24 protein-coding genes are annotated in these 23,963 nt (G+C 34.1%); 5 read left to right on the top strand and 19 right to left on the bottom strand.

Translation table 11 applies throughout. The features are described 5' to 3' along the window. Window positions 1-21: 21 nt before the first annotated feature. The 9 genes from HNQ90_RS08395 to HNQ90_RS08355 form a co-directional block, all read right to left on the bottom strand. The gene (locus HNQ90_RS08395) at window positions 22-744 is read right to left on the bottom strand and encodes a hypothetical protein (protein WP_144115970.1); all 723 of its coding nucleotides are present in this window, start codon (window positions 742-744) and stop codon (window positions 22-24) included. Between the two features lie 67 nt (window positions 745-811). Beyond that, window positions 812-2,503, bottom strand: a complete 1,692-nt coding sequence (locus HNQ90_RS08390; protein WP_144115971.1) for an energy-coupling factor transporter transmembrane component T family protein — start codon at window positions 2,501-2,503, stop codon at window positions 812-814. Between the two features lie 122 nt (window positions 2,504-2,625). After that, entirely contained in the window at window positions 2,626-3,150 is a 525-nt protein-coding gene (locus HNQ90_RS08385; protein WP_144115972.1) for a hypothetical protein, read from the bottom strand. A gap of 68 nt (window positions 3,151-3,218) precedes the next feature. Continuing rightward, on the bottom strand, window positions 3,219-3,575 hold the full coding sequence (locus tag HNQ90_RS08380) for a four helix bundle protein (RefSeq protein ID WP_144115973.1): 357 nt from the start codon (window positions 3,573-3,575) through the stop codon (window positions 3,219-3,221). A 59-nt stretch (window positions 3,576-3,634) separates the two neighbouring features. Beyond that, window positions 3,635-4,870: a DUF6638 family protein gene (locus HNQ90_RS08375; RefSeq protein ID WP_144115974.1), complete on the bottom strand. Its 1,236-nt coding sequence runs from the start codon at window positions 4,868-4,870 to the stop codon at window positions 3,635-3,637. After that, window positions 4,871-5,455 carry an NUDIX domain-containing protein gene (locus HNQ90_RS08370; protein ID WP_092850633.1) on the bottom strand — a complete coding sequence of 195 codons (585 nt, stop codon included), beginning with the start codon at window positions 5,453-5,455 and terminating at the stop codon, window positions 4,871-4,873. Continuing rightward, window positions 5,445-7,406: an AAA family ATPase gene (locus HNQ90_RS08365; RefSeq protein ID WP_144115975.1), complete on the bottom strand. Its 1,962-nt coding sequence runs from the start codon at window positions 7,404-7,406 to the stop codon at window positions 5,445-5,447. The genes HNQ90_RS08370 and HNQ90_RS08365 overlap by 11 nt, the downstream gene beginning before the upstream one ends. 192 nt (window positions 7,407-7,598) lie before the next feature. Further along, window positions 7,599-8,654: a hypothetical protein gene (locus tag HNQ90_RS08360; protein WP_144115976.1), complete on the bottom strand. Its 1,056-nt coding sequence runs from the start codon at window positions 8,652-8,654 to the stop codon at window positions 7,599-7,601. A 206-nt stretch (window positions 8,655-8,860) separates the two neighbouring features. Next, the gene (locus HNQ90_RS08355; protein WP_144115977.1) at window positions 8,861-10,213 is read right to left on the bottom strand and encodes a coiled-coil domain-containing protein; all 1,353 of its coding nucleotides are present in this window, start codon (window positions 10,211-10,213) and stop codon (window positions 8,861-8,863) included. 231 nt (window positions 10,214-10,444) lie between these two features. Between HNQ90_RS08355 and HNQ90_RS08350 the strand changes: the two genes are divergently transcribed. The 4 genes from HNQ90_RS08350 to HNQ90_RS08335 all read left to right on the top strand — a co-directional run bounded on the left by HNQ90_RS08350 (window position 10,445) and on the right by HNQ90_RS08335 (window position 14,096). Continuing rightward, the gene (locus tag HNQ90_RS08350) at window positions 10,445-10,687 is read left to right on the top strand and encodes a hypothetical protein (RefSeq protein WP_144115978.1); all 243 of its coding nucleotides are present in this window, start codon (window positions 10,445-10,447) and stop codon (window positions 10,685-10,687) included. Between the two features lie 14 nt (window positions 10,688-10,701). Continuing rightward, window positions 10,702-10,908, top strand: a complete 207-nt coding sequence (locus tag HNQ90_RS08345) for a hypothetical protein (protein WP_144115979.1) — start codon at window positions 10,702-10,704, stop codon at window positions 10,906-10,908. Window positions 10,909-11,073: 165 nt separating this feature from the next. Continuing rightward, the gene (locus HNQ90_RS08340) at window positions 11,074-12,729 is read left to right on the top strand and encodes an acetolactate synthase large subunit (RefSeq protein WP_144115980.1); all 1,656 of its coding nucleotides are present in this window, start codon (window positions 11,074-11,076) and stop codon (window positions 12,727-12,729) included. After that, complete coding sequence (locus HNQ90_RS08335; RefSeq protein WP_144115981.1) at window positions 12,729-14,096, top strand: NAD-dependent succinate-semialdehyde dehydrogenase; 1,368 nt, start codon at window positions 12,729-12,731, stop codon at window positions 14,094-14,096. Before HNQ90_RS08340 ends, HNQ90_RS08335 begins: the two co-directional genes overlap by 1 nt. A gap of 67 nt (window positions 14,097-14,163) precedes the next feature. Here the strand turns inward: HNQ90_RS08335 and ettA are convergent, their stop codons facing one another. The 6 genes from ettA to HNQ90_RS08305 all read right to left on the bottom strand — a co-directional run bounded on the left by ettA (window position 14,164) and on the right by HNQ90_RS08305 (window position 18,267). Beyond that, window positions 14,164-15,855 (bottom strand): energy-dependent translational throttle protein EttA, encoded by a 1,692-nt coding sequence (gene ettA, locus HNQ90_RS08330; RefSeq protein WP_144115982.1) that lies wholly within the window; start codon window positions 15,853-15,855, stop codon window positions 14,164-14,166. A gap of 36 nt (window positions 15,856-15,891) precedes the next feature. Continuing rightward, a complete protein-coding gene (locus tag HNQ90_RS08325; protein ID WP_241678341.1) occupies window positions 15,892-16,068 on the bottom strand; it encodes a CAL67264 family membrane protein in 177 nt (58 codons plus the stop codon). 109 nt (window positions 16,069-16,177) lie between these two features. Beyond that, window positions 16,178-16,897 (bottom strand): pirin family protein, encoded by a 720-nt coding sequence (locus HNQ90_RS08320; RefSeq protein WP_144115983.1) that lies wholly within the window; start codon window positions 16,895-16,897, stop codon window positions 16,178-16,180. 16 nt (window positions 16,898-16,913) lie between these two features. Beyond that, a complete protein-coding gene (locus HNQ90_RS08315) occupies window positions 16,914-17,351 on the bottom strand; it encodes a MarR family winged helix-turn-helix transcriptional regulator (protein WP_144115984.1) in 438 nt (145 codons plus the stop codon). Window positions 17,352-17,359: 8 nt separating this feature from the next. Further along, window positions 17,360-17,890 carry an NADPH-dependent FMN reductase gene (locus HNQ90_RS08310; protein ID WP_144115985.1) on the bottom strand — a complete coding sequence of 177 codons (531 nt, stop codon included), beginning with the start codon at window positions 17,888-17,890 and terminating at the stop codon, window positions 17,360-17,362. Beyond that, window positions 17,890-18,267: a DoxX family protein gene (locus HNQ90_RS08305; protein ID WP_144115986.1), complete on the bottom strand. Its 378-nt coding sequence runs from the start codon at window positions 18,265-18,267 to the stop codon at window positions 17,890-17,892. The genes HNQ90_RS08310 and HNQ90_RS08305 overlap by 1 nt, the downstream gene beginning before the upstream one ends. A 144-nt stretch (window positions 18,268-18,411) precedes the next feature. Here HNQ90_RS08305 and HNQ90_RS08300 point away from each other — a divergent pair, with 144 nt between their 5' ends. After that, a complete protein-coding gene (locus HNQ90_RS08300) occupies window positions 18,412-20,055 on the top strand; it encodes an acyl-CoA carboxylase subunit beta (RefSeq protein ID WP_144115987.1) in 1,644 nt (547 codons plus the stop codon). Here the strand turns inward: HNQ90_RS08300 and HNQ90_RS08295 are convergent, their stop codons facing one another. Genes HNQ90_RS08295 through HNQ90_RS08280 form a run of 4 tightly spaced genes read right to left on the bottom strand, consistent with a single transcriptional unit; the run spans window position 20,056 to window position 23,631 of the window. Continuing rightward, window positions 20,056-21,192, bottom strand: a complete 1,137-nt coding sequence (locus HNQ90_RS08295; RefSeq protein WP_144115988.1) for a T9SS type B sorting domain-containing protein — start codon at window positions 21,190-21,192, stop codon at window positions 20,056-20,058. 6 nt (window positions 21,193-21,198) lie between these two features. Beyond that, complete coding sequence (locus HNQ90_RS08290; RefSeq protein ID WP_144115989.1) at window positions 21,199-21,936, bottom strand: hypothetical protein; 738 nt, start codon at window positions 21,934-21,936, stop codon at window positions 21,199-21,201. Window positions 21,937-21,959: 23 nt separating this feature from the next. Beyond that, window positions 21,960-22,655: a hypothetical protein gene (locus tag HNQ90_RS08285; RefSeq protein WP_144115990.1), complete on the bottom strand. Its 696-nt coding sequence runs from the start codon at window positions 22,653-22,655 to the stop codon at window positions 21,960-21,962. A gap of 13 nt (window positions 22,656-22,668) precedes the next feature. Further along, a complete protein-coding gene (locus tag HNQ90_RS08280; protein ID WP_144115991.1) occupies window positions 22,669-23,631 on the bottom strand; it encodes a hypothetical protein in 963 nt (320 codons plus the stop codon). Window positions 23,632-23,963: the final 332 nt, after the last annotated feature.

Raw genomic sequence — 23,963 nt, 5'->3', positions numbered from 1 at the left:
GATTTTTTGACGCTTAACATTTTAATAGTTTGTAGGAATAACAAAATTAAATCCATTATTATATCTAGTATCTCCTCCACTATATAAGCTATATCTAATGGTCTTATTAAACGCTATAACATCCCTTAATCTTCGTCTTAATTGAGCATATGGTACGTTACCTTTTAAGGATGTATTTCTAAACGTCCTCACATCATCAAATTGCATTTTTAATTTCGGAATATATATCGTTTCAATTTCTATTTTATATTTAGACAAAGGACCAAACATATTAAAGTCTTCTTTAAATCTTAACCATTCATATTTTTTAGTATAAAGATTTAAAATTTGAAGCAACATGTTTTTATCTGGTTTTAAATATCTTTCGTATTGCCCAATAATATCATTAAAAATTTCGGTTATAAGTTCATGAAAAAGCACTTCTTCTTGAGTTCTTTTTAATAGTTTAGTTAATGCATTTAAAATTAATTTAGAAAAGAAATCGGCTTCTTTAATATCAACTCCTTTTTTAACTAAAAACTTTCGTTTTTTATGCTTGTAAAAGCCTGACCAGAATATCTCATTATAATTAACAACTTCTACAATAATTTCTCTTTTGGAAAGTAAAGTTAATAGGGTTACATCCAATGTTTCATAAAGTAACTCTTCCCAAGACACTTTATTTGTAAGCGATACATGATTATATTCAAAATCATGATATTTAGTAAATGTATAAAGTCCAATATCGTCACAATGAAAATTCATAGGGTCTATTTCTATAAACGCCCTAGAAGTTATATTCTTTGAATAGAAAAATGAATAGAGTGACATGCTAATTATTAGACGCCCTCAAAGAATCAAGTTGTCTTTGTAATCTCGCTATTTCTTCGGCTTTTTTATCTATTTGAGGTATAACATTTATGGTATCTTTAGGCTGCTCAACCATATCGATAGTTTTTGTTTCTTCGGCATAATAATACCCGATTTTTTCGCTGGAACGCCATGCTTCATTTAATTGATCGTACACTGTTTTATCCCATTGACTTGGGTGTTTAACATCAATCCAAACCACATCTCGATATTCGCTATCAACTAAAGCCAAATCTGGAGTTGCCGAACCATCAAAATTATCTGAGCCTTCGCGAATTGCAGAAATTGTTCCTAGAAAAAACAATCGTTTTCTACCTGCAATATCTTTTATATAGGGTCTAAATTCTACCGGTTTGTTAACCGACCAATCAAATTCTTTACGAGATTCAATAACTTTTAAAGGCATAGCAGAAACACCTGCATAGCCTTCTTTTTTTGATGCATGGTCGTAATAGTAAAAATTGTTACTTCCGTCGGCGGGCACAAATACACTGTAAGTTAAACTTGTTCTTTCGTTTCCAACAGGCTCTAAACCAAACCAGTGGTACAATCCACTATAGGCGTTTGTATTGGTATCTGTAAAATTAAAATCGGTTACAAAAGGTTGCTGGTTTTGATCGTCTGCCAAGTTTGGAATTTTAACGGCGGTCTCCATATTCCATGGTAATGGATCGCTAAATCCGCCTAAGAATTTTAAGGATTCGGCTTGTAATCTTGATACTTTTTCGGCTAGTGTATTTTGTCCAATTAAAAATGGATACTTATTCATGTCTTCTGGACTAACATAGGTTCCTTTTCCAATTAAAATACGCTCAATATAGTCATTAAAATCGTGCTCGCCACTATCAATTACCATAACACCACCAAAGGTTGGATAAGGAAAAAGGAAGCCCTTCCATTTTATTAAACTCACTACTTGCACCCATTTACCAGAATCATTTTTCATGTAATAGGTATCGCTAGGTTCCATGCTAAACAGTTGAAAAAAGTTGAAACGTTGCACTACGGCGTTATATGTATTTCGACTAAATTTTAAAGATTCGCCAATAGAAAATGTTACCGGAATGCGATTCTCGCTAGAAAATCTAGGAAAAGGAGTGGTGCTCGATACGGCAAAAACTTCTTCGGTATTATCTGTCATTCCTTGCCACATATATTTTTCTGTAGGCTGAATGGCCATGGTCCATTTATTCTCGTTTCCAATTCTAACTAAATGTGGTAAGGATACATCTTTAGTTTCTCCTACACTTTCGTTAGCCATAGAAAACACATTACGAAGCGGTTGGATGCGCTCGTTTTGCGTTAATGGTAACTCGTGAATTTCTGTTTTATTTAGGTTATTAAATACATTGTAAGTTTTCATGTAATCGTACATTTTAAAATGCCAACCTACAGCGTAAAAAATTCCAAAAAATACAAGTAACACGACTAAAATACCTAATCGACCTCCTGTTGTTGGTGAATTCCTGAATTTTCGTAACCCTAAAAACAAAACAATACCACTAAGTAGAATGATAAAAATAAATTTTCTAACAAATAATAAAGCAGGTTGATAGTCGTCTCTTAAAACAAACAACGCTATTAATAAAACTAATGCTCCAATAATGGTTATTGTTTTTTGTTTCTTTCCTTTATTCCAGTAGTTTTTAATCATAATGAGACCCTCCTTAATCCTCCCAAAGGGAGCAAACAAACAGTTAGGGCAACTGTATTTTATTAATTAAACTTATTTTTTTTATTCTTAACTCTTATTGCTTGAAACTGTATACTGCCAACTTAAAGCAATCCTTTATCCTTTAAACGCTCTCTCGCACTCTTCTCCTCTACTTTTGGCTCGTTAGCAATTTCTTTTTTAGCCTCTTTAATTACTTTTGGTTTTTCGTTTTTTAAATCTTCAATAAAGTCTTTTCCCTTTTCGAATGTCTCTTGAACCATATCTTCAATCGAGTCACTTTTTTCATCGATTACCGCGCTAGATTTAAAAATGAAATTTGCTAAATACGTACCTATTAAAGTACCAACAATCATGGATGCAAAAATGGATATCGTAGCTATATCGATAGGTATTAAAAAACGAACAATTACAATGCCTATTAAAAACAGGAAGCCAACAAAAACGAGTCGTAATAAAAACGTTTGCTGATACACAAAACCCGTTTTATCATGAGGTTTCATTTGAAGTTCTTTCGAGTTAATTATTTTATTAAAAAAACGGTATAATCCATTGCCTTTGGACTCTCTCCAATACAAGAAGATTCCGAATAGTATAGCGCCAATAAATACGATGAGTTCTAGTGTCATAATTAAATAGTTTGTAGCAAGGAGTTGGAAGCTTGAAGTTGCATACTCATCCTTATACCTGTTTTTTTTTAATGTTTTATCTTGTTTCTAAAGGCTATAGTCATATTCATAATATCAAAACAGTCTTTGTAATATTTTTGAAAATCTTCTTCTTTTAAATAGTTTCTTCTTTTTGCTTTATGTAAACACGTAACAACTTCGGCTACCGAACGAATAGAATACCCTAAAAACTTTCTATACTCTGGACCTGATTGTAAAATTGAACCTTCTGAAATATTTAAAGCAATAGAATCTGCTGCTCTTTTTAATTGAGAAGACAAATTATAAAGTTCTTCTTTAGGAAAAGTGCGAGACAACGTGTTCATGTCTTCGCCTAAATCCATTCCTTTTTGCCAAATAATTAAATCTTCAAATTTAAATTTCATAGTCAAACTTTATTCATAAAGATAGGAAACTCCCAACTTCTTACTTCGTGCTTCAAGCTTTAAATATTGTTACTAATCGTTTCAACTGCCCAATCCTTAAGGGAATCATCCCAAGTTTTAAAATTAGTATAAAACGCCTCTTTATCATACCAATACCAAAATAAAATATCTTTTGATGAAATATTTACCAATAATTTCCAGATTAAATCTTGGTGTTTAGCATCTAATGAAGAATGCGGTTTATGCAGCGCTTCAAATAGTTTTTCGTCAACAATATCGGCTATTTTGTATTGGTTACTGGTTTCTAATTTCTCTAAATAGCGTTCTACGCTCATTACTTTTTTCCTTGCCTTTATATCAAGTTTATTTAAGTAACTTTTAAATAATATAGGATCGTTTAGAATATCTTTTACCAGGTGATTCACATTTTTTAAATGCTGAGCCATTTCAAATTTCTTGATACGTTCGTAACGTTTCGTGGTAATTGCTTTTTCTAAATCGTATTCTATAATAACATGATCGCGCAGTTTATCCATAAGTTCTGGCTGCTCAATATGATAAATTAAAACATCGTAGTTAGTGTCCTTTATAGCTTCTTTATGCCATGTTTCATCCTCAAAGACTACAATAGGTTTTATAAAATCTCTTAAAACATATACGCCTCCAAAGGCTCTGGTGTAAAATGAATCGGTTGCAAATTGTAATTCGTGTAAATCTAAATTCCTGGTTCTTAAATCGCCAAAGGTTTTAGCAGAATCTAGAATTTGCTGATGCAAGGTTTCATCTATAAAATTATTAGCGCGTTTAAAGGTCTCAACAAGTTGTAATTGTTCTTTTTGAACATGCTTCAAGTTATCGATAAGATGAAAATTGATGGCGACTTTATTATATTTTAAAACATCTAAAGGTTCGTAAAAAGCGTCTATGCCTTGATCGAAATCTAAACATATGGCACAATCTCTTGTAATATCTTTAATCTTTTGGTCGTGAATTTTAAACACAAACTTCATCATGTCCCTATCGAACGAATGAAACGGTAAATACACCGGTTTGCCTTTTTGAAGCGGTGAAATAATGATTCCATGCGGATTTGCTTCACCATTATTTAAATAATTTAGGGCTCCTTTTTCTTCAGCAACTTCTGGACTCCAACCTATACCATCAATGTGAAAGGTTTTTAGCTTTGTTTTAGAAAAACCAAGTTTTACTAAGCATTTGTTGTAACGCCCAACGAGTTTTCCGCTAACGGGAATGAGTTCGCTTCTGTATAAGTTTGCTTGTTTTAGTTTGTCCATTTATTCTAATAACTTATGAATAATTGCATACTGTAACAACACAATTGTTCGCGTATCAACAATTTCGCCATTATTCAACATTTTTACGGCATTTTTAAAAGGCATTTCTAGCACTTCAATATCTTCATGTTCTGTATCAACACCACCGCCTTCATTTACCTTCATATCATCGGTATATTCTCCAATAAAAAAGTGCATTTTCTCGGTCATTACCCCAGGCGATGAATACGCTTCATATATTTTTTTAACGGATTTTAAACGATAACCAACTTCTTCTTCGGTTTCTCTAATAATACAAGCTTCGGGGTTATCTTTATCCAGCATACCAGCTGCAACCTCCACTAAAAAGCCATCCTTATTATCATTTAAATACGTTGGCATTCTAAATTGTTTGGTTAGGATAACGGTTTGTTTCGCTTTGTTATACAACAGTATTCCTGCACCATCGCCTCTATCGTAAACCTCTCGCATTTGGTTTACCCATTCGCCGTTAGACATTAAATAATCGAAAGTGACTCTATTTAAAATGTAATAGTTATCTGAAAGTAACTTGGTTTCAATATTTTTTATATGCTTATCGCTCATTTTCAAAAGTACTTCTTGCTTTAGTTTCTATATTTAATTGTTTCACTCGGGCATCGACTTTTCGTTTAAAATCGGTGTCTGCAATGGTTGCCACATTATCTAAATAACGCACCACTTCTTGTCGTCTAATTTCAGAAAAATCTAAGCCTTTCATATTGCCACGCATCAATTCTTGAAGCATATTAAACTTGGTGTCGTAATCTTGTTTGAAATAGATTTCTGGGTTCTCAAACCAATCTTCTTCCAAATCGAAATCGGTTAATCGTAATGAAATTGCCGATTGAATATTACGTACATCTCGTGAAGAAAAGAACGGAAACACAGCCTGCATTTCCTTATACAAATTAGCATAAAATAAATGCTGATTGGTTTTAAACTGCTTTTCTACTTTACTATAAACGTCGTGAACGCGTGCTTCTGTTGGCTTATCGACATTGCTTAAAATATCGCCCATGTTTTTAGCTAAACCTTGATCTTGTAAATAGGCATAGTTTTCTGGACCTTGCATGTTCACAAAGTCTGGCATAGTATCGTCCAATTTACGCCACCAAATGTGATCTTGATCTAAAAAATCGTGTTCTGTTCTTGCCCCATCAATTTTGAATCGTCCTTGTACACGAGAAATTACCGCTTTGTCCAACATTTCTGGTAGGTTAGTAAATAAGCCTATAGAACTGTTACCGTAATTAACAGCATAAGCACCTTCGGTATATCTTAAAAACACACCAATAACTTCTTTAACACCTGCCGAAACACCTTGAGCAGTACGTTCTTGCAAGTTATTTTCGGCATCGTCAATAGGTGCGAAAATTAATTTTGTTGGATCTTGCATGGGTTTCATCCATTCTACCATTTTTTCGGCAGACCCGCCTTGAAATGTCGAAATTAAGGTATCTGGCATGGGATGAAATAAAAACGGGATATCTAAAGTATCGCAATGCTCTTTAAGTCTAGTAGCAATAGCAGCAATTAACATACTTTTTCCTGTTCCTGGAATTCCATACCCCATAAACACTGGCATAAAACCACCAAGCTCTTGAAACGGATTCTTTTTGGCAGTAAAATCGTAACTCAACATACGCTCTGTTAAACGACGCGCAAAATGCTTTGCATCTCGATTACCTACTATTTGCTCGAACTTAATTTTATTAAACTCAATACTTTTTGCGGTACCTTGAAACACATTATTCCAACCAGAAATAGCAAATTCAGATTTTTCAAGTTTATAGGTTCTATCTTCAATGGTTTCGGTGTACTCTAAACTGCTTTTTCTTAACTGAATTTCGTCAATTAAAGCTTCAAAATAAACCACTGTAAAATCAATAACATCTTTATCGGACTTTATAATTTCAGGGTGGTCTAGGTATTTATCAAAGTAAAATAAACTACACGATATTCCTTTTAACGGCGACATTAAAGACAATTCTGGTATTCCAGCAAATTTCTGTTTCATGACGCTTAAATCGTCGGAAGCATGTGGTTTTAAATCGTTTAATATTTTATAAGCCGTTGCAAATAGCATAAACGCCGTAGCGGTATGCATTTTGCTTTCGTACTCACGTTTTCCGTTATTATCTAGAGCCGATTTGTTTTCGTTTAAACTAGATAATCCTGATGCATCGTAATAGCTATCTTTAATCCAAATGCCTAAGGTTATACCTTCTTGAACAGCATATAACGTTTGGTTTAAATAAATAGGAAGCGCCACAGAATCGGGCAACAAACGCTTTTTTAACGCCAAAATGGTTTTTGAAACCGAAGTTATACTCGTAGAACTGCCATTATTAGCTCTAGATAAATACAGTAAAATAGATTCATCTTTTGCATCTTTATCTCTGTTTTTTGCACGAGACCCTTGCTCCCACTGTATACTTTTTAAGTATGATGAAGCTTCATCGCGAAGCATATCGAGTTCGGTTAATTTTATTGGAAATGTTGAATTGTGCTCCATTTTATTTTAGTCTTCAGTCCTCAGTTGCAGTCTTCAGTGCTCACTGTTATGGACAATTATTTAGTATTCGGTTGGCAGTATTCAGTAACAGTTAACAGTACTTATGCAACTCTGCTTACTTTATCTTAAACTGTTTATTTTTATTATTTATATCGCAGTACTGAAAACTGACACTGCGACTGTAAACTCTTTTTATTTTATTTTTAGTCCCGCAACTTCTATAGGTGCTTTAGCCAAATTATTCATCATTTCTGGTGTTTTATTATACAGCATTTGAATAATACGATGTGGCGCTAAAATGTACTTTTGTTTAAAAACCTCGTCCCAACGTTGTAAGGTTTGTTTGCTAAAAAAACTACCTTCTTTAAATTCACTTTTTGATGCCACTTCATTAACGCGTAACGAAAAGGCATACGACTCTAAAGGGATTTCTTTTTTACCAATACTCTCTAAAATAGCGTGTGTTACTTTGTGCTCGTCTTTAGCAAATACATTATGCAATGGTCCTAAATCTATACGTTTAATTAGCTTTGGCGATACTTTAGGTAATTTTCTATCTATGGTATATGCCATGGTATCTAAAGACATATCTCTATCGGCAACTGTTTTTAAAACCTCATAAATATCTTCGCGATAATCGTTAACCTTTTTACCATCGTAATTAAAATACATGAAACAAATAAAAGGTCGGTTATGCGACACATCGTAAAAACTCCAGCTTACTAAAAAGCTAGCGTTCTCTTGATCTTGAATTTCTAAGATTTTACCTTGTACAAACTTGTTAAATATATACTGTTTGTTAACCGAAGTATAGTAAACTATAGATGATGCTTGAAAGAGTTTACTTTTACTAATGGGCTCTTTTTTACGCATTAGCGTATCTAAAAACTCCTCTTTAAGGGTTTCTACTGGTGTTAATTTGCCTAAATACTCATCGCGTAACTCTAAATCGTTAAACAGGTAACGGAATTCTAAATAGTTAGGTAGTCCAGAATCTGTTAAATCTACCTTCATATTATCCTCGTCGTCGTACATGTATTTAACACGCATAGCCTCAATGGAATATAACAGCAAATCGCAGTATTGCTTAAAAAGCTGAACTTCTATTTTGCTACATATTTGTTCTCTTTGAACGGCCACTATTAATTCTTTAAAAGCGAAATCTACCATTTTATGGTAAAAAACGTATTGCTCTTTTGAATCTAAAATAGCCGAATCTAACGGTGTTACTATATGGTTAATGGACATGTTTTAATTAAAAATAACTAATTAAAAAATTAACAATGCTTGCTGCAAACCTGAAGCTAGTCGGGTATGCGTTAAGGATTGAACGGTATGTTTGAGCTCCTCGCAGAGAGCGAGTAGTGAAAGCCTGACCCCGCTTTTTCGCGGGGTAACGCCCTTATATTTTTGATGCCATACGGATAAAAACCGACAGGACTCGAAATTATACATTAACTTAATAAATCGTCGTCGTTAGTTTCTGGTTTTGGTGTTGGTTTTCCTGCTGGTTCTCCACCATCGTCGCCTTTTGGTGTTGTGTTTTCGGCATTGTAATAATCTTCGAAAATTTCTTTCATATCGATGCCGTAACGCTCTGCAAAATTCTTTTGGATTTCGCCATCTTTAGCACGAATTTCTTGTAAAGCCTCGGCATAACTGCTGTAAACGCCTTGCATAACTTTTTCGTGTACCGGAATGTTATCCATCATGTCTTGACGTGCTTTAGCACTTGCTGTATGCATTGATGCTAGGGTTTCGCCAATATGCTCGTCTGTTTTTACACCTAAATGCTCTAAAATTGCAGCAAATTCTTGATCGGTACGTGCTTTTAAAGCCACCACGTAACCATCGTAATACTTAAGACGCTCCTCGGTATCCGACTTTAATTTTGCACGATGGGTTTGTAAATTACTGCGTAAAGATGTAAGTACTTTTATGGTTAAATTGTGTTTGTGCACAAAACTATCTTTACTTGCCGCTAAGGTGGTATAGGCGTTTTTAAGACCTTCTAATTCTTCTACTTTTTGCTCTAGGGCCGTCATTTTACCAATAGCCTCGGAATACTCGGTAGATTGTTTATCGGCGATATCCTCTAGTGCTTGACGCGACTGTTTTAATAAGGCGTAGTTTTCCTCCAGCTTTGCTTCTACTTCTTTCTTTTTAGCTAAGGCTTTTGTGTGATTTTTTGAAGCCTCGACAATGGCATCTTTAAGCTTTTCTTCTACCTCTTTAATTTCTACCTCACGGTTTTTTAAACGGGTAACCGCTGCTTGCGATTTATATGATAACTCGCTTAATAGCGTTTGTACATCGGCACTTTCTATACGTTCTTGAAACATGGCTTTTGCCTTATTATCGGCTCCTGCTCTAGTTTTTTCGGCTATGGCAAACTCTGCTTCTTCTTTTTTAATTTTGCTTTTACGCCCCCAAAGGTTATTCCACCACGTATCTGGTTTGTTTTTAGCATCCTCTAATTCTATTCGTGCACGCTCTAAGGCTTTTTGTGCATCGTCGATAACCTTTTGCTCGGTTGGATTTAATGCCGAAAATTTCTCGAACATAATACCAACTTCATCTTGATAGTCGGTTAAGTCTTTTATAGCATCTAAAAGTGTTGTTCTGTCTTTCTCGGCCATATGTACCACATCGTCCAAAGTGGCATTTAATATTTTCTGCCTGGATTCTGGATCGTCCTCTTGAGACAATTTAGATTTCATTGTGTCAATGGCTTTCCCCCAATTAACATCTACTTTTTCGGTTTTTTCGTTTGAATTGGTTTCTAATAAATCAAAATCATCAGACATGTTATATTTTGTGTTTTAGGTTGAACATTAGTATTAAGTAAGCAATTTCGTTAAAAATTCTGAATTTAAAAGGGTAAATAACTATTTATAACACCTTAAATTACTTTTTTTATTCTTGCTCTATTTATAAGTATACCAAGTTATGAAAATGTTACAGTTAATAAAAAATATCGTACATTTTAATAGAATAGAGTATATTTGTTAATACCCTAACGCTTTCGATGCATTACAATGCTACTAAAAATTAAACTTACCAATTTTGCAGCCTTCTCTTTAATTAGTGAGTCTAGTATAGTTATGCTACTTGTTGTAATTACGGTATTTTTCGGAATACTTTTACTTCTTGGTGTGCGAAAATCTTATAAATTAAAAAAGGAAAATGAGCGTTTAGAAGCTATGAGTACTAGGAGTTCTGAGAATACCGACGACTCGTATAAAGATTTTACCGATGGCCATATGTACGGCGGTAACTAAAAACTTAATATGCAATGCTTTTTTATATTTTAACTACCATTTTTGTAATTATTGTTATTTTAATAGCATTAATGGCTAAGCGTTTTTTATATGTTAATGAACATGAAGCCTCTATTAAAAAAGAGTTAAAGACCTTTAATGATAATTTTGAAAACATTAAAAATATTGAGGTTAATTTGGATTATAAAATGGGTACAGACCATATTTATAAACAAAAATAAACGCCTTCTTACACCCTTCATATTCATTTTTCCTTCTATTCCCTTATACTTTATTACTTAAATAAAATGCTATAATTTCTAAATGCATTAAAGTTTCTATTTATTAAGTCAACTTTAAAATTTCTTTTGCTTTAGTTTTGATTGAACGCAAAAAAAGAATGATTTATGAAAGCATCAGATTTGTTTATTAAAGCACTAGAAAACGAAGGTGTAGAATATATTTTTGGCCTTCCTGGTGAAGAAAATCTAGATATATTAGAATCTATTAGAACCTCTGATAAAATAAAATTTGTATTAACTAGGCACGAACAAGGAGCCGGTTTTATGGCAGCCACTTATGGGCGATTAACAGGAAAACCTGGGGTATGTTTATCAACCTTAGGCCCTGGAGCCACCAATTTAGTAACCACAGCTGCTTACGGACAATTAGGCGCAATGCCCATGGTAATGATTACCGGACAAAAACCTATTAAAAGTAGTAAACAAGGTAAGTTTCAAATTATTGATGTTGTAGAAATGATGCAGCCTTTAACCAAATACACAAAACAAATTACTTATGGCGAGCACATTCCTGCCATAATTAGAGAGGCGTTTAGAGTTTCTGGTGAAGAACGCCCTGGAGCCGTACATATTGAGTTGCCCGAAGATGTTGCCCAAGAAGATGTTACAGACCCTAAAATATTTGATGTTGTTGATTATAAAATTCCTTATGCTGGAAAAGCCGTTATAAATCATGCCGCCAACATGGTAAGAAATGCGAAAATGCCCTTATTACTTATTGGCGCTGGTGCCAACAGAAAACGGGCAAGTAAAGCATTAACTCATTTTGTTAACAGCTTACAAATTCCGTTTTTTAACACACAAATGGGAAAAGGTATTATTGATGAGCGTAATCCACTTTACTTAGGTACCGCTGCACTTTCTGATGATGATTTTCTGCATGAAGCCATCCATAAAGCCGATTTAATAATTAATGTTGGTCATGATACTATAGAAAAACCACCATTTATAATGGAAAATTCAAGCAACCAAAACGTTATTCATGTTAACTATTTTGCAGCAGAAATAGATCAACTTTATTTTCCGCATTATAATGTTATTGGTGATATTGCTGGTAGCGTTAAAAATCTTGCCGAAGCTTTAAAACCAGATGCTAAATCGTGGGATAACGAAGTGTTTTTTAAGGTTAGAGATAATGTATCTGCACATTTAATGAAATATGAAGATGACGACCGCTTCCCTATTTTACCGCAACGCTTAGTAAAATTGGTTAGACATGCGTTACCAGACGATGGCATTGTGACCTTAGATAATGGTATTTATAAAATTTGGTTTGCTAGAAATTATCCGGCATATGTTCAAAATAGTCTTATTTTAGATAATGCTTTAGCAACTATGGGCGCAGGATTACCTTCTGCTATAATGGCAAAAGAATTGTATCCCGATAAAAAAGTAATTTCAATTAATGGCGATGGCGGTTTTATGATGAACTCGCAAGAACTTGAAACTGCTGTAAGATTACAATTGGATTTGGTTGTTATTATTTTAAATGACAATGCTTACGGCATGATACAATGGAAACAAGAAGGTGAAGGATTTCCTAAATACGGATTAGACTATAAAAACCCTGATTTTGTTAAATATGCTGAAAGCTTTGGAGCCACAGGCTATCAGCCAAAATCGGTTAAAGAATTTACTTCTAATTTAGAAGAAGCATTAACAGCCAAGGGCGTTCAAGTCATTGATTTAGCTGTAGATTATTCGCTAAACCATGAAATACTGAATGTAATACTTAAAGAATTTTCAAAAAACATAAAATAATGAGCACAATAACCACAATAAATCCAGCTACAGAAACCCCTATAAAAACATATAATCGTTTAACAGTATCTGAAACTGAAGAGCACTTAGAAAAAGCCGGTACCGCATTTAAATCATGGAAAAAAACATCGTTTACAGAGCGTAGTAACCTCATGACTAAACTTGCCGAGGTATTTGATAAACGCCATGAAGAATATGCGCAGTTGGCCACCCAAGAAATGGGAAAACCTATAGAACAAGCTAGAAAAGAAATAGAAAAATGCGCTAAAATTTGTCGTTACTATGCAGAACATACCGAAGCATTATTAGCCAATGAACCCGTTAAAACCGAAGCTAGCAAAAGCTACGTCACATTTCAACCTATAGGCGTTATTTTAGCCATTATGCCATGGAATTTTCCGTTTTATCAGGTTATACGGTTCTTAGCTCCTGCATTAATGGCAGGAAATACAGCTGTTTTAAAACACGCCTCGAATGTACAAGGTTGCGCCTTTGCTCTAGAAAATGCATTACAGGAAGCCGGATTTCCAAAAGCAATTTTTAGTAATTTAAATGTAAGTTCAGATCATGTTGAATCTATTATAGAAAACAAGCACATTGTTGCAGTAACCTTAACAGGAAGTGCGCCTGCAGGACAATCGGTAGCAGCAATTGCAGGTAAAAACTTAAAGAAATCTGTATTAGAATTAGGTGGTAGCGATGCTTACATTATATTAGATGATGCCGATTTAGAAGAAGCTACAGATTTAGCTACTTATGGCCGATTACAGAACAATGGCCAAACTTGTATTGCAGCCAAACGATTTATTGTTTTAGACGCTATTTACAACGATTTTCTAGAATTATTTAAAGAAAAAATGAACGCGGCTAAAATGGGAGATCCAACAGATGAAGATACCTATTACGGTCCGTTAGCACGAGTAGATTTAAGAGACGAATTGCACAAACAAGTAGAAAAAACAATTAGCCAAGGCGGAAAATTAATACTTGGAGGAACCATACCAGACAGAACCGGTGCCTATTACCCAGCCACCATTATATCCAATCTAGAATCAGGCATGGAAGCTTTTGATGAAGAATTATTTGGCCCTGTGGCATCTGTAATAAAAGCAAAAGACGAAAAACATGCCATAGAACTTGCAAATAATTCGAAATTCGGGTTAGGTTCTGGTGTTATAACCAAAAATAATATTAGAGGCGAAAAAGTAGCTCTACAATTAGAAGCTGGAAACAGTTTTGTAAATAAATTAGTGGTTTCGGATCCTAGAATGCCTTTTGGAGGTATAAAAACTAGTGGTTATGGTAGAGAACTTTCTGGTTATGGAATTCGAGAATTTACCAATACTAAATCTATTTGGATAGATTAAACTAGTTGGATTTACAAAACAAAAAAGGCTCACGTAAACGTGAGCCTTTTTTATATTTCTAATAAAATTATCTTACTAATTTTCTGTATTTAATACGCTTCGGCATTAAATCGCCACCAAGACGTTTCTTTTTGTTTTCTTCATAATCAGAAAAACTACCTTCGAAGAAATATACCTGACTATCGCCTTCAAAAGCTAAAATATGAGTACATATTCTATCTAAAAACCAACGGTCGTGACTAATAACTACAGCACAACCTGCAAAGTTTTCTAAACCTTCTTCTAAAGCTCTTAACGTATTAACATCAAGATCATTTGTTGGCTCATCTAAAAGTAATACGTTACCTTCTTCTTTAAGCGTCATAGCTAAATGCAAACGGTTACGTTCTCCACCAGAAAGTAATTTTACTTTTTTATTTTGCTCGCCGCCAGAGAAGTTAAATCTGCTTAAATAGGCTCTAGAATTTACTTCTTTTCCTCCCATCATAACCAACTCTTGCTCATCACTAAAGTTTTGCCAAATGGTTTTCTCTGGATCTATATTAGAATGCTTTTGATCCACATAAGCTAGTTTTGCTGTTTCACCAACGGTAAACTCACCTTTATCTGGCGTTTCCTCTCCCATTATCATTCTAAAAATTGTGGTTTTACCAGCACCATTTGGTCCAATAACACCAACAATTCCTGCTTGTGGTAAATTAAAGTTTAAATCGTCGTATAATAATTTATCATCATACCCTTTGGCAACTCCTTTGGCCTCAATTACATTGGTTCCTAAACGCGGTCCGTTTGGTATGTATATTTCAAGTTTTTCATCAAGTTGTTTTTGATCTTGACTCATTAACTTATCGTAATTTTTTAAACGTGCTTTTTGCTTGGTTTGACGTCCTTTGGCTCCTTGACGTACCCAATCTAGCTCACGTTCTAACGTTTTTTGACGTTTAGAAGCTGTTTTACTTTCTTGTGCCATACGTTTAGATTTTTGGTCTAACCAAGATGAGTAATTCCCTTTCCATGGGATACCTTCACCTCTATCTAACTCTAAAATCCATCCAGCAACATTATCTAAAAAGTATCTATCGTGCGTTACAGCAATAACAGTTCCTTTATACTGTGCTAAATGATGCTCTAACCAATGTACCGATTCTGCGTCTAAGTGATTGGTAGGCTCATCTAAAAGTAATACATCTGGTTCTTTTAAAAGTAAACGACATAAAGCCACACGGCGCTTTTCACCTCCAGAAAGTACTCCTATTTTTTTATCGCCATCTGGAGTACGTAACGCATCCATAGCAATTTCTAATTTGGTATCTAACTCCCACGCCCCTGCAGCATCAATTTGATCTTGCAATTCGGCTTGTCTAGCCATTAACTTTTCCATTTTATCTGGGTTAGAATATACTTCTTCCAAACCAAATTGGTTGTTAATTTTATTATATTCATCAAGAATAGCAACGGTTTCGGCTGCACCTTCACGAACCACTTCCATAACCGTTTTATCGTCGTCCAATTGTGGTTCTTGTTCCAAATAACCAACCGAGTAATCTTGCAAAAAGGTTACATCGCCTTGAAAATTTTTATCTACACCTGCAATAATTTTAAGTAAGGTTGATTTACCAGAACCATTAAGACCTAAAATTCCAATTTTAGCTCCATAAAAAAAGCTTAAATAAATATTTTTTAAAACTGGTGTATTGGCACCAGGGAATGTCTTGGTTAAACCAGACATTGAAAAAATTACTTTCTTATCGTCACTCATTGTAATTTGTAATAATTAATTAATTTAATAACATCGCTATACACGACCTTTTAATGCATTAAACACCCATGCCACAGCAAAAAAGCCTAAACCTACAGCACCAAAGCCCCATCCTGCAACGTCGTCGTACCTAAATGCGCCTAGTCCCATTAGCAAAAGCCCCATTGAAATCATTATCCATGTAGCCCAAGCTAAAACTGTGTTTTTATTCATCGCCATAATCTTTTCGTATTTATAATTGGTTAGTTGAAAAGCAAATATCGTAGTTTTAAATAAAAAAAGCATCCAAATTGGATGCTTTTTAACTTTTAATAAAATTTTATTAATTAATAGGAACTTCAATAAATAAAAGCCCTGAGTCTTCTATAGTTTCAATTTTAAAAATAGAAGTATCAGATATACCCATAGCATCTCTAGTATTAAGCTCATTTTCATTAATTGAATGCTTGCCAAAAATGGTCATAACATAAACACCATGATTTTCACTTTTTAGTTGATATTCGAACGTTTCACCTTTATCTAGGTCTATTCTAGAAATTAAAGCATCTTGATGAATTTTTAAACTTCCTTCATGAGTTTCATTTATCGAACTCACTAAAGTCTGAAGCTTATTTTTTCTTCCTTCTGCGTCAAAGGTTTTTTGGTCGTATCGCGGAGTAACGTCCTCTTTATTAGGAATAACCCATATTTGAAACAAACTTAAATGCTCGGTGTTAGACCCGTTAATTTCAGAGTGTTCAACGCCTATTCCTGCCGACATAATTTGAACTTCACCTGGTAAAACAGCTTGCCATTCATTATGCATAGAATCTCTATGTTTAAGCACGCCAGATAAAGGAATAGTAATAATTTCCATATTGTTATGCGGATGTGTACCAAACCCCATTTTAGGCGCAATAACATCATCATTAAGCACACGCAAAGCACCAAATTGCACTTTTTCCTTATCAAAATAACTGGCAAAACTAAATGAATGATTAGCTTGTAACCAACCATGATTTGCAAATCCTCTACTTTCTGCTTTATGAATTACTGTTTTCATTGTAAACTGTTTTTAATTATCTCATTTTATCTAATAAATTACTTAGCTGTTCTGCTTCTTCTTCGGTTAAATTTTTTAAAAATTCACTATGAGAATGTATAGGAATGGTTTCTAAAAAATCTAATCCAGCCTTAGTAATTGTAATTTTAACCACACGCCTATCCTCCTTAGAAGCGCAACGCTCTATATAACCCTTTGCGCACAACTTATCCATTAATCGTGTGGCATTTGGAGAACGCTCTAACATTCTTTCCTTTATAGTTTGAACTTTTAATGGACCTTTAGCGCCCTTTAAAATTCTTAAAATATTATACTGCTGAGGCGAAATTCCAAAAGGCTTAAAAAACTCATTTTGACGGGTTGAAATCAAATTTGCTGTATAAATAATATTCAGCAAAGCCTTTACCTTATTATTGGCAAACTTCGAATTAATTTCTTTTGATAAATCTCCCATATCCTATTTTATAATGCGTTTTGAAACAATGCTACTTTATTTTTAAGTGCTGTGTGTAAATCTTGATTTGTAATAGATCCTTCTGAAAAATTATCGTTAAAAGAAGGAAAACTGAAATCTGATACAATACGACCGCCCATAAAAGGAAAACGACCTTTAGCGATTTCCAAAACTGTTGCACCTCCTCTAGCGCCTGGAGATGTAGCCATTAAAAGCATAGGTTTCTCGCTCCATAATTTACCATTTATTCTAGACATCCAATCGAACAGGTTTTTAAACACGGTTGAATAAGCGCCGTTATGCTCGGCTAAAGACAATATTATGCCATCGGAAGATTTAATAGCTTCTAAAAACTTATGAGCGTTTTCTGGAATTCCATACTCAATTTCATAATCTATACCGTATAATGGTAAATTGAAATCGTTTAAATCTAATACTGTTGTTTTTACATTATCAACCAAACCTGCTGTAAATTCGGCCAGTTGCTTGTTTATTGAGTTTTTACTGTTACTCCCGGCAAATACTAGTATATTTTTCATTATTTATCTGTTTTTATTAATGGTTTATTTTTTAGTCTATTAAATATATAAGAAATGGCTAGTGCAATAATTGCTACCAACGCTGTTCCTTGTGCGCCATCTTCTACCATAACATGGGCAAAAAAAGCTAAAACAAAAGCGTAAAAGAACCCTGCATACGCCCATTCTTTAAGTATTTTAAAACTTGGTGTCCAAACCGCTACCAATCCTAATAATTTTAAAATAGCGTAAGGATAAATTAAGTATGTTGGATACCCCAAACTTGTAAAAGCGCCCTTAATCATGTCATGTTTAAAAAAGTACATGCTTACAGAAAATAGCACTACAATAGATAGCACTACTGTGGCTATGTAATAGATAATTTTATTTTTATTCATTAATCAATTTGTTAATTATAATACAAAGATAGGTTTAAAATATTTATTTTCCTAGGAATATATTTCCATGTAATATTATTTAACAAAATATTCACTTTAAATACCAAAATAGGTTTTGTAAATTCGTGTCAAATAAAATCATGTATGGATATCAACTTCAATAAGAACGAAGATCATAATAAACTATTAGTATCTGAACTTAAAAGAAGGCTAGCAAAAGTAAGTCTTGGCGGTGGTGCATCGCGTATTGAAAAACATAAAAGCAAGGGTAAAATGACGGCTAGAGAGCGAGTTGATTACTTGTTGGATCCTAAGGCTAAATCCATTGAAATAGGCGCTTTTGCAGGCGAAGACATGTATAAAGAACATGGTGGTTGTCCGTCTGGTGGTGTTGTCGTAAGGATTGGATATGTAAAAGGAAAACAATGTATTGTAGTTGCTAATGATGCCACGGTTAAGGCAGGTGCTTGGTTTCCTATTACTGGAAAGAAGAATTTACGGGCGCAAGAACTGGCTATTGAAAACAAATTACCTATCATTTACTTAGTGGATTCAGCAGGTGTTTACCTTCCGCTACAAGATGACATATTTCCAGACAAAGAACACTTTGGACGTATATTTAGAAATAACGCCTTAATGAGTAGTATGGGTATAACTCAAATAGCTGCCGTAATGGGTAGTTGCGTTGCTGGTGGTGCTTACCTGCCTATTATGAGCGACGAAGCTTTAATTGTAGATAAAACAGGAAGTATATTTCTAGCTGGTAGTTACTTAGTAAAAGCCGCTATTGGCGAAACTATAGACAATGAAACTTTAGGAGGCGCAACAACACATTGTGAAGTGTCTGGAGTTACCGATTATAAAGCCAAAGATGATGCCGATGCTTTAGATACCATTAAGAATATTATTGATAAAATTGGCGATTACGATAAGGCTGGTTTTAACCGAAAGGATTCAAAAAAGCCAAAAGAAAAACCTCAAGATATTTATGGGATTCTTCCAAAAAGTCGTGCCGACCAGTATGATATGTTTGAAATTATTAAACGTTTGGTTGATAACTCGGAATACGACGAATATAAAGCTGGCTACGGACAAACCATAATAACATGCTATGCTAGAATTGATGGTTGGGCTGTTGGTATTATTGCCAACCAGCGTAAACTAGTAAAAACGACAGGCTCTAAAACGAAACCTACCGAAATGCAATTTGGCGGAGTGATTTATAATGATTCTGCCGATAAGGCAACACGTTTTATTGCCAATTGTAACCAAAAGAAAATACCTTTAGTCTTTTTACAAGATGTTACAGGCTTTATGGTTGGTAGTAAAAGCGAGCACTCAGGTATTATAAAAGATGGTGCTAAAATGGTAAATGCTGTTAGTAACTCTGTAGTTCCTAAATTTACAGTTATAATAGGTAATAGTTATGGCGCTGGTAATTACGCTATGTGCGGAAAAGCTTATGATCCAAGATTAATTTTTGCGTGGCCAAGTGCAGAACTTGCTGTAATGAGTGGTAATTCGGCTGCTAAAGTGTTATTACAAATTGAAAAAGCATCACTTGAAAAACAAGGTGAAAAAATTACTAAAGAAAAGGAAGACGAGCTTTATAATAAAATAAAAGAGCGCTACGACAACCAGGTGTCTCCGTATTATGCTGCGGCTAGACTTTGGACCGATGCAATTATAGATCCTTTAGATACAAGAACATGGATTAGTATGGGTATTGAAGCTGCAAACCACGCTCCTATTGAGAAACCATTTAATTTAGGAATAATACAAGTGTAATTAGTAGGTAATATACAACCAACCTGCAGAACTTTTGTTGGAGTCTTTTAGCTTAAGCACATAATAATAAGTACCTGTTGGAACTTTTTTATGGCGTTTTATAACGTTATTAACGTTAGCAAGACCGCTCCAATTGTTTTTATAATTATCCACTTGATAAACTACAGAACCCCATCTATTAAAGATGATTAACTCATTTTCAAAGGCTTCGATACCTTCAATGTAGAAAACTTCGTTAATGCCATCGCCATTTGGTGATACTAGGTTTGCAATATCGATATCATCTTCGGTTATTAATGCTCCAAAAGTGAGTACTTCATATTCGGAGGGATTGAAAACAATAGAGTTTATTGTCCCTTCTGATGTTGTTCCAGAAAAACCAGAATTTCCTAAGTCTTTCCACTCTTCATCTTGAATATGCCAACCTACTATTCTTAAAGCCCTTAAATCTTCTGCAAGATTATCAATTTCACTTTCAGAATCCCAAGTTAAGGTAACCACAGAATTATCGGGGCCATTAAAGTCCCAAAACTCTAAATTACTTACAACACCAACTATAGATTCTAAACTATTTGTGTTAAAACTAGTTGTAAATGTAGAAGGCGTATTAGGATCCTCATCAAAATAAGCCGCCTTTACTGTTGTGTTAGGAACTGTATTTGTGGTAATTAAAGGTCGGAGTTTATCGCGATCTCCAATAGGAAAACTAAAGGTTAAATCGCCTTGATAAGATGCATAACCATCGGTATTTCTTTCATCATCTTCCAATACATAAAAAGAATCTGTAAGATAATCTAATGACACGTTTGGGTTATCTCTAGGCGTAATAACATCGCCAACAATATAACTTACGCTATTTACAATTTCTGTGTTAATATCTAAAAACAAATGATTAACAACATCTACTTCCATATCATGAAATCGAGGAATTTCCGTTCCGGATATAGATAGCGAATAATCTTCACTATAAAAACCTGCTATTCCAAGGTTTTCGTTAAAAGTACCATCGTTTACAAGATCTATATGAAATCCAACCTCGGCATTTTCATGCATTTGGACATTGCCATAGTTTTGAAATGCTACTTGTGCATAGCAATTCCCTACAAACATTAAACATATATAAATTATAAACTTCATTATTTTTTATCTGTAGGCCGTAAATAGTACTACAACATCTTCGGCTTGAACATCTGCTGGCTGAACATTTACAACAGGATTTGTGCTATTTGCAGTTATTACTCCGTTTGTATAAGTAACGTTAATTGTAAAACCATCTGTTGTAAAACCTGTAAATGCGCCAGTAACAACACCTAAATTACTTCCATTTTGATCTCCATAGCGTAACCCTAAACAATTAGAACTGCTAGAAAATCTTGATATATCGTTAATAGAGTTTCCGTGAGTACCACTAAAAATAACTTGTTGGGTTATGGAACTATCGTTATTAAGTCTGGCAAATCCATTCATACTACCTTGAGAGTTACTAATACCTCTAGCATTATTACCCACGCCATTATCTTCATTGATATCTAAAGATTCAACATTAGCATGCGCCACAAAACTTACTTGACTTGGCTGAAACGGTATAGCAGACACAGTAGTAACACCGCTTCCAGTTACAATAAAAAAGCCATTATAAACATTTACTGAATTTGAAACCCAATTTGTACCGTCAAATGTTTTAGTAACACTGGTTGTTCCACTGGTATCAAACCAAACATCACCTTCAAGAGCGTTTACAGGTGCAATTGCAGCCGTGGTAACTTGATTGTTTCTAATGGTTTCAAGAGTTCCTTTGTTATCAATAACCCTAACTTCTTGGGCGTTAATTGCTATTGAAACAATCAACGCCAAAGTTAGTATTAGAAAATTTTTATTCATTAGGGAAATTGTCATGGTTTATTTTAGTTAATCCATTGAACTTCGAAAACATCATCAGCATAAATAGCCCAATCGTTTGGTGCAGTAGCATTTGGCACTAAAGTAACCGCTCCGGCAGCAACCGTATAATCTACATTTGCTAAAAGTTTAGCTCCGTTTCTGTACACCCATACTTTCTGGTAAACAGCAGGTATAGAAACATCGGCTAAAGTGGGTGCAGTACCATCGGCAGTTGCAGTTGCTGTTAATTGTCCAGCTTGAACCAGATCAGTCGCTAATATTTTTCTTGTTTCGCCTGTTGCTTCATCTCTTACTAAAATAGTGTACCCAGATGTACCTAGTGTTCCTGCTGTTGCTGCAACTCCAGTTTCTTGTAAAACACCATCAAGGACAAAAGTACCTCCTGTATCTAATGTAATTTTAAACTCTTTATCACCTGTAGCAATGTTTGTATCATCAGTAAGTGTGCCACCTAGTTGCCATGTAGATACAATACCACCATCTGGTGTAGCATCAGTTAAAAGTGTTAAACCATTTTTAACTTGTAAATACTTTTTGGTACCCTTATTATCAATTACACGTATTGTACCATTAAGAACTGAAGACTTTCCTACTTTTTCAGTAGCTCCAACATCTCCTGTTATTTGCTGAGCATTACTTAAGCTAAATGTCATTACAGCTATTAATGCTAATCCTAATTTTAAAAATTTGTTTTTCATTTTACTTTGTTTATTAATTACTATTTATGGGGTTTAATTTTAATTGAACTATTCTTATTTCATCGCCATCATAACATGTGGCTTCTGGTTCTACTTCAATGGTCGTACTATTTACTCTAGCAAATGTTATTCGAGCTCCATTTCTGTAAACTTCCAGCTCATCAACTACTGTGAATTCTGAAGGCGTTGTAAATTGAGATTGACCGTTATTGGCCATTACAATAACTTGTTGCTGCCTTACAAGGTTTGAAGTAGATACTTTTTTAAGTACTCCCGAAGTATTATCTACAACTACGATACTATTTGATGAATTACTAAAATTCACATCCTGAAGCCCTTCAATAGCCAATGTGTTTAAAGCATTGGTTGTAATTACAGTTGGTGTTATTAAAGCACCACCTAGCTGCAGAGTATTACTGTTTATAGAAATACCGTTGTTGGCATTAACGTCTTTATTAACCGATACCCAAACGCTACCATTGTAAGAGTAAATTTCGCCTGTATTTTGATCCACATAGATATCTCCAGCTAAAGGGTTTACTATTGACGTATTAGGAGCACCACTGCCGCGACGTGGATTAATATTTATAGGAAGCCATTGACTACCATTCCAAATACTTACCAAATTTGTAGCATTGTTAAACCAAAAATCACCTATTTTATTATTTAATGGACCGGTTGCACTAACGCTAATATTTGGCTCATCGCATAAATTTTTCCAAATTAAACCATCGAAAGCAAAAACACATTGGGCATCTGTATTATAAACCAATGCGCCTTCTAAAGGTGTTAAGGCATTTATTTCGCTTTCATTTAATCTCGTAATAACAAGAACTTTGCTATTGCTTTCTAATTCTAGAATAGAATTTGAATTAATTAAAGAAGGATTATCACCTACTTTAACTTGAGAGATCATTAAAAGCGGAAAGGCTATAAAGATTAATGTTAATGATAATATTTTAGTTTTTAACTGCACTTATATAATTTGATTAAAAATTCGTTTCTAATAATAAGACTCATCACACAGATAAAAGTCACATTTAATCGTTGAAATACACTTATTTATTAAATTCAAGGCAAAATTAGGTATGAAAAAGTCCTTTTAAAATACAATTAGATGAATAAAACTTAAGTGTAGACGAATGGTATTTATCTGCAGTTCAGCTGTTTTTTCTATGGAGATACCTATTAATAACAACCTACAGAAATCTATATTAACTAAAGATGTAAAACGATTTTATAACTCTAAAAAATGATATGTTTTTAAACGAAAAAAGAGGCTTCCTTAATAGAAAACCTCTTTTTAAT

This window comes from Algibacter amylolyticus (assembly GCF_014202225.1).
In the GTDB taxonomy this organism is placed as follows: Bacteria; Bacteroidota; Bacteroidia; order Flavobacteriales; family Flavobacteriaceae; genus Algibacter_B; species Algibacter_B amylolyticus.
This window is presented reverse-complemented; position numbering and strand designations above follow the sequence as displayed.

Excerpts from the sequence above, each read along its gene's own strand:
- HNQ90_RS08395 (WP_144115970.1), bottom strand. The coding sequence starts at position 744 with ATGAATTTTCATTGTGACGATATTGGACTTTATACATTTACTAAATAT.
- HNQ90_RS08390 (WP_144115971.1), bottom strand. The coding sequence starts at position 2,503 with ATGATTAAAAACTACTGGAATAAAGGAAAGAAACAAAAAACAATAACC.
- HNQ90_RS08385 (WP_144115972.1), bottom strand. The coding sequence starts at position 3,150 with ATGACACTAGAACTCATCGTATTTATTGGCGCTATACTATTCGGAATC.
- HNQ90_RS08380 (WP_144115973.1), bottom strand. The coding sequence starts at position 3,575 with ATGAAATTTAAATTTGAAGATTTAATTATTTGGCAAAAAGGAATGGAT.
- HNQ90_RS08375 (WP_144115974.1), bottom strand. The coding sequence starts at position 4,870 with ATGGACAAACTAAAACAAGCAAACTTATACAGAAGCGAACTCATTCCC.
- HNQ90_RS08370 (WP_092850633.1), bottom strand. The coding sequence starts at position 5,455 with ATGAGCGATAAGCATATAAAAAATATTGAAACCAAGTTACTTTCAGAT.
- HNQ90_RS08365 (WP_144115975.1), bottom strand. The coding sequence starts at position 7,406 with ATGGAGCACAATTCAACATTTCCAATAAAATTAACCGAACTCGATATG.
- HNQ90_RS08360 (WP_144115976.1), bottom strand. The coding sequence starts at position 8,654 with ATGTCCATTAACCATATAGTAACACCGTTAGATTCGGCTATTTTAGAT.
- HNQ90_RS08355 (WP_144115977.1), bottom strand. The coding sequence starts at position 10,213 with ATGTCTGATGATTTTGATTTATTAGAAACCAATTCAAACGAAAAAACC.
- HNQ90_RS08350 (WP_144115978.1), top strand. The coding sequence starts at position 10,445 with ATGCTACTAAAAATTAAACTTACCAATTTTGCAGCCTTCTCTTTAATT.
- HNQ90_RS08345 (WP_144115979.1), top strand. The coding sequence starts at position 10,702 with ATGCTTTTTTATATTTTAACTACCATTTTTGTAATTATTGTTATTTTA.
- HNQ90_RS08340 (WP_144115980.1), top strand. The coding sequence starts at position 11,074 with ATGAAAGCATCAGATTTGTTTATTAAAGCACTAGAAAACGAAGGTGTA.
- HNQ90_RS08335 (WP_144115981.1), top strand. The coding sequence starts at position 12,729 with ATGAGCACAATAACCACAATAAATCCAGCTACAGAAACCCCTATAAAA.
- ettA (WP_144115982.1), bottom strand. The coding sequence starts at position 15,855 with ATGAGTGACGATAAGAAAGTAATTTTTTCAATGTCTGGTTTAACCAAG.
- HNQ90_RS08325 (WP_241678341.1), bottom strand. The coding sequence starts at position 16,068 with ATGAATAAAAACACAGTTTTAGCTTGGGCTACATGGATAATGATTTCA.
- HNQ90_RS08320 (WP_144115983.1), bottom strand. The coding sequence starts at position 16,897 with ATGAAAACAGTAATTCATAAAGCAGAAAGTAGAGGATTTGCAAATCAT.
- HNQ90_RS08315 (WP_144115984.1), bottom strand. The coding sequence starts at position 17,351 with ATGGGAGATTTATCAAAAGAAATTAATTCGAAGTTTGCCAATAATAAG.
- HNQ90_RS08310 (WP_144115985.1), bottom strand. The coding sequence starts at position 17,890 with ATGAAAAATATACTAGTATTTGCCGGGAGTAACAGTAAAAACTCAATA.
- HNQ90_RS08305 (WP_144115986.1), bottom strand. The coding sequence starts at position 18,267 with ATGAATAAAAATAAAATTATCTATTACATAGCCACAGTAGTGCTATCT.
- HNQ90_RS08300 (WP_144115987.1), top strand. The coding sequence starts at position 18,412 with ATGGATATCAACTTCAATAAGAACGAAGATCATAATAAACTATTAGTA.
- HNQ90_RS08295 (WP_144115988.1), bottom strand. The coding sequence starts at position 21,192 with ATGAAGTTTATAATTTATATATGTTTAATGTTTGTAGGGAATTGCTAT.
- HNQ90_RS08290 (WP_144115989.1), bottom strand. The coding sequence starts at position 21,936 with ATGAATAAAAATTTTCTAATACTAACTTTGGCGTTGATTGTTTCAATA.
- HNQ90_RS08285 (WP_144115990.1), bottom strand. The coding sequence starts at position 22,655 with ATGAAAAACAAATTTTTAAAATTAGGATTAGCATTAATAGCTGTAATG.